Raw genomic sequence first — 5,313 nt, 5'->3', positions numbered from 1 at the left:
GCCCGGGCCGGGATCGACAGCGTCGCCCAGGCGGCCAGCACGGCGAAGACCGGCACCAGCAGGAACACCGCGCGCTGCGAGAACAGCCAGCCGATGCCGGCGGCCAGCAGGGCGATCGACACGTTGCCGGCGTGATCGAAGGCGGAGTTGCGGCCCATCTGCCGGGCCAGCGCCTTGCGGCCGATCAGCCCCAGCGTGAGGGCCGAAACCGCGGGTCCGAACACGTCGCCGACCACGGCCATCAACGTGGTGGCGACCAGCACCGACCAGAAATCCGCCCGGGCGAAGATGACGGCGGAACCGGCCGCCAGCACTGCCAGGGCCAGGACGATGGCGCCGCGCTTGGCCCGGGTGGCATCGATCGCCGCGCCGATCGGCGTCTGCACCACCAGCCCCAGCAGCCCGCTGACCATGGTGACGAGGCCGACGGCCGACTGGCTCCAGCCCTGCTGTGTCACGAGGTAGACGTTCAGATAAGGCCCGACGGCGCCGCGCACATCGGCGAGCAGGAAGTTGATCGCATCGAGCGATCGCATGCTGAAGCCGGGCTTGCGCCCTGCGGCCGGCACGCCGGTGTCCGGAACGGTCACCATGGCAGCAGGAAGCCGGCCAGGGCCAGCAGCAGGGCCGGCGGCATCACCACCAGCCCGAGGCGCAGGAACTGCAGCGCGCCGACCTCGATGCCCTCGCGGCGCAGGGCGACCAGCCACAGGATGGTCGCCAGCGACCCGGTGACCGACAGGTTCGGGCCGAGGTCGATGCCGATCAGCGCGGCGCCGGCCAGCTGCGGCGGCACCGGTGCCTGGGTGAGAGTGGACTGCACGATCAGCCCGGCCGGCAGGTTGTTCATCAGGTTGGTCGCGACCGCGACGATGGCACCGACGCCCCAGGAGGTGCCGGTGACGGAACCGGCCGCGGCCTGCTGCAGGGTACCGGCGAGCAGATGGACCACGCCGGTGCGATCCAGCCCCTCGACCAGCACGAACAGGCCGGCGACCAGCGGCAGCACCTCCCACGAGACGCTGCGCACCAGCCGCCACGGCGCGGCGCGGCGATGCAGCAGCACGATGGCGGTCGTGGCCAGCCCAGCGAGTGCGGTCGGCAGGCCGAGATCCAGGCCGAAGCCGGAGGCGAGCAGCAGCACCACGGCGGTGGCGCCGAGGCCCCAGGCGGCGATGTGGCCGCCCGGCGGCAGGACCGGGACCACGATATCGGTCGCGATCGGCGCGCGCAGCGCCTTGGCCTGAGTCAGCCGCAGCGCGACGAAGGTGGCGCCGATCGCCAGCACCGACGGCAGCGCGAACCAGGACAGCCAGGTCAGCAGCGGCGGCATCTGGCTGCCGAAGACCACGAGATTGGCCGGGTTGGAGATCGGCAGGACGAAGCTGGCCGCATTGGCGATGAAGGCGCAGATGAACAGGTAAGGCAAGGGCGGCGCCCCGGCCGCCCGCGCCACAGCATAGACCGCGGGCGTCAGCACCACGGCGGTCGCGTCGTTCGACAGGAACACGGTGACGACGATCCCGACGACATAGGTCAGGCCGAACAGCCGGCTGGCCGACCCGCGCGCCTGTCGGGCGGCGATCGCCGCCGCCCAGTCGAACAGGCCTTCGACCCGCGCCAGCTCGGCCAGCAGCATCATGCCGATCAGGAACAGGTAGACATCGGCGCCCTTGCCGATCGCCGTCAGCGCATCGCCGGTGGACAACAGGCCGAACCCGACCAGGGCCGCGGCCCCCGCCACTGCCCAGATCGCCTCCGGCAGCCGCCAGGGCCGCAGGATCACGCCGGCGGTGGCCAGTGCCGCGATGCCCCAGGTGGCGGCGGCGCTGTCGGTCAGGATGGTCATGATGGACGTAGGCCTCTGGTCCGGTGGCGATCAGGCGCTGATGCGCCGCTCGTCGGCAATCGCGAGCTCCTTGGTTTCAAGGACCCGGCCGAGTGCCGTGTCCGCACCTTTACCCCGCGCCTCGATCCGGAGGCCAGGGCGGATCAGAGGACCGAACCGCTCGGCCTCCTTGCCGCCCAGCCGCAGGACGGTGCCGTCGGCCAGCACCGCGCCGCGCAGTTCGCCCTTCGGCGCGTACAGCACCACGCGGACAACGCCGTCGGCAGCCATCGGTTCCAGGGCGATCTTGGCCGGCTTCTCGTGTTCGGCCGGGCCCTCATCGACCACACGCCGGCCATCCGCCGCGATCAGCGCCACGGCGGCGATGACGGGGGCGCCCCGCAGCCGGGCGCCCCGAACCCGCACGGCGGCGCCGGGCCTGAACAGCTTCAACATCGGGGCCGTCAGATGCGGCGGCACATGGACATAGGTGTCGTCGTCGAGCACGAAGCCATCGGTCTCGCCATGCGGGGTCTGGGTGAACTGGCGGATGGTGCCGGCGGTCTCCGGCAGGAAGTCGGGGTCGAGCCAATGCATGATCGTCTCCGTTTGAATGGAAAGTGTCAGGGCGCGGGCGGCGGCGGCGCATCCGCGCCGGGGGCCGGCGGCCGAGGGCCATGACGCGGCGGGGCCGCGATGGCTTCCGCCCGTGCCGCATCCGGCCCGATTTCCCGTGCGGCGATGACCTTGCCGAATGGCAGCGCGACACCGTCGCCGCCGGCATAGATCGACTGGCCGGGCGCCAGCATGGCCTTCAGCCGGGCGGCCTCGGGCGGCGGCAGGCGGATGATGGTGCCGTCGTCGAGCAACACGCCGTTCATCTCGCCGCGCGGCCCGTGCAGCTGCATCTTGACGTGGCCCGTTACCTCGAGCGCCTGGTCGCCGGCAGGGCCCTTCGGTCCTGGTCCCGGCCCCGGGCGGCCGTCATCGGTCACGCTCTGGCCGCTGGCATCGTTGGTGATCGACATCGCCTGAACCATCGGCAGGGCCATCGCCTTCAGCCCATGGATGGTGACGGCATCGCCGGGCCGGACTGCGAAGACCAGCTGGGTCGACAGGTGCGGCGGCAGGTGCACTTCGGTGCCGTCCTGCAGGATCACCCCGTCGACATCGCCGCGCGGGGTCAGGCTGTATTGCGCGACCGTGCCCTTGGTTGCCGGCAGCTGCGACGGATCATAGGTGGCGGCACTCTGGGCATAGGCGATACCGGCGACGCCGGCGAGAAGGGCCACGGCCAGGGCCGCACTTCGCAATCGGCCCACACTTCGCAATCGGATCGTCATGTCGTCCTCCGGAGGATCGGGCCGGATCGGCCCGCCTTGGTCAGGACTGCAAGGGGCGTGCCAGCACGCCAAAGCCCGAGATTCCCGAGGATTCCAATGGGATCGGCGACCTCTTGTCCGGATTCAGGACAAAAGAGCGTCCGGTCTTACGACAGGTCCAGGCCGTAGCGCCGCATCTTGGCGTAGAGTAGCTGGCGGTGGATGCCCAGCCGCTGCGCCGCCTCCGACCGATTGCCGTCGCAGGCGGCCAGGGCGCGGCGGATCATCGCCGCCTCCAGCCGGGCCACCGCCGCCGGCAGGTCGCTGTCCGGCGCCTCCGGCTCGTCCGGCACCGCCGGCCGGTCGCCGAGGAAGGCCAGGTCGGCGGCGGTCACCACCGGGCCGCGGCCCAGGGCGACAGTCCGTTCCATCGCGTTGCGCAGCTCGCGGATGTTGCCGGGCCAGCCATGGGCCAGCAGGCGCTGCGCCGCCTCGGCCGACAGCCGCCGGGCGGGGCCGGCCCCGGAGACGAGCGCCAGGAAATGCTCGGCCAGCGGCAGGATGTCGGCCAGGCGTTCGCGCAGCGGCGCCAGATCCACCGGCACGACGCCGAGCCGGTAGAACAGGTCCTCACGAAACCGGCCCTCCGCCACCGCGCGGGCCAGGTCGCGATGGGTGGCGGCGACGATCCGCACATCGATCGCGACCGACCGGCCACCGACCGGCGTCACCTCGCGTTCCTGCAGCACGCGCAGCAGCTTGGCCTGCATGGCGAGATGCATGTCGCCGATCTCATCGAGGAACAGGGTGCCGCCCTGTGCCTCGCGGAATGAGCCGAGGCGATCGGCGACCGCGCCGGTGAAGGCGCCGCGGACATGGCCAAACAGCTGGCTTTCCAGGAGATCGGCGGGGATCGCGGCGCAGTTGATGGCGACGAAGGGCCGGCCGGCGCGCCGGCCATGGCGGTGGATGGCGCGGGCCACCACCTCCTTGCCGGTGCCGGTCTCCCCCGTGATCAGCACCGTCGCGTCGCCGTCGGCCAGCAGGCCGATGGTTTTCTGCACCGTGCGCATCGCCGCGCTGGAACCGATCAGTTCGCCCGCCTCGGCCGGCCCTGATGTCGCCGACAGCGACACCGCCGGCGGCAGCAGCCGGCCGATCAGCGCCGCCAGGTCGGCACGGCCGATCGGCTTGGCGATGTGGTCGACAGCGCCCAGCCGCATCGCCTCGATCGTGTTCGCCGCGGTCGGCACCGCGGTCAGGATGGCGACCGGCGGCGGGGTGGTGCCGGCGCGGATCCGGCGCAGCACCTCGATCCCGTCCAGGCCGGGCATGCGCAAATCGAGCAGCACGGCGTCGATGCCCGGCCGCTGCAGCCGGGCCAGCGCGGCGTGGCCGTCCGCCGCCTCCTCGGGCACATGGCCGAGATCCGCGATCGCCTCGGCCAGGCCGTCGCGCAGGGCCACGTCGTCATCGACGATCAGGATCGTGGCCATGGCAGATCCAGTGCAAAGGTGGCGCCGCGGCCATTCCCGCCGGGGTCGGGCAGCAGCAGGTGGCCGCCATGTGCCTCGGCCAGTTCGCGGGCGATCGCGAGGCCGAGGCCGGTGCCGTCGGCCCGGCCGGTGACGAAGGGCTCGAACAGGGTCTCGGCGATCTCAGATGCGACGCCCGGGCCGGTGTCGGTGACGGTGAAGCGCAGCCCGGCCTCGTGGGCTGCGGCCGAGAGGGTCACGGTGCTGCCGGGCGGGCCATGCTGGATGGCGTTCAGCACCAGGTTCTCCAGGGCGCGGCGGATCAGCTCCGGGTCGAACACGGCGCGACCGATCCGGGCCTCGATCGCGAGGGCGACGTCGCGGGCCGCCGCGGTGTCGCGCAGCGTGTCGATGCAGCTCGCCAGGAAGGCGGCGACATCGGTGTCGGCCGCCGCCGACTGCTTCGCCTGGGTCATCGCCAGCATCTCCGCGACCAGCCGTTCCAGCCGGGCGATCTGGCCCAGGATGGCGTCCAGCGCCGTGCGTCGCCGGGTGTCGTCGCCGGCCAGCGCATTCTCGGCCTTCAGCCGCATCGCGGCGATCGGGTTGCGGATCTCGTGCGCGACACCGGCCGCCACCCGGCCCAGCGCCGCCAGCCGCTCGGCCGCGGCGACGCGCGCCGCAAGCG

The 5,313-nt window shown here is 72.4% G+C and carries 6 protein-coding genes; all 6 read right to left on the bottom strand.

The window, feature by feature from the left end; translation table 11 throughout:
* On the bottom strand, positions 1-593 hold a 593-nt coding region (locus tag AC3XYG_RS15420; protein ID WP_489140726.1), incomplete at its 3' end, for an MFS transporter.
* The gene (locus tag AC3XYG_RS15415; RefSeq protein WP_489140725.1) at positions 587-1,849 is read right to left on the bottom strand and encodes an arsenic transporter; all 1,263 of its coding nucleotides are present in this window, start codon (positions 1,847-1,849) and stop codon (positions 587-589) included. The genes AC3XYG_RS15420 and AC3XYG_RS15415, both read right to left, overlap by 7 nt.
* A 30-nt stretch (positions 1,850-1,879) precedes the next feature.
* Entirely contained in the window at positions 1,880-2,425 is a 546-nt protein-coding gene (locus AC3XYG_RS15410; protein WP_489140724.1) for a hypothetical protein, read from the bottom strand.
* 26 nt (positions 2,426-2,451) lie between these two features.
* A complete protein-coding gene (locus AC3XYG_RS15405) occupies positions 2,452-3,171 on the bottom strand; it encodes a hypothetical protein (protein WP_489140723.1) in 720 nt (239 codons plus the stop codon).
* Positions 3,172-3,317: 146 nt separating this feature from the next.
* Entirely contained in the window at positions 3,318-4,646 is a 1,329-nt protein-coding gene (locus tag AC3XYG_RS15400; protein ID WP_489140722.1) for a sigma-54-dependent transcriptional regulator, read from the bottom strand.
* Positions 4,631-5,313 (bottom strand): sensor histidine kinase (locus tag AC3XYG_RS15395; protein WP_489140721.1); only part of this gene is annotated, 683 nt, incomplete at its 5' end. The genes AC3XYG_RS15395 and AC3XYG_RS15400, both read right to left, overlap by 16 nt.

The organism is Inquilinus sp., from assembly GCF_057815775.1.
The sequence above is the reverse complement of the archived record's forward strand: the minus strand, read 5'-3'. Positions and strand labels throughout refer to the sequence as shown.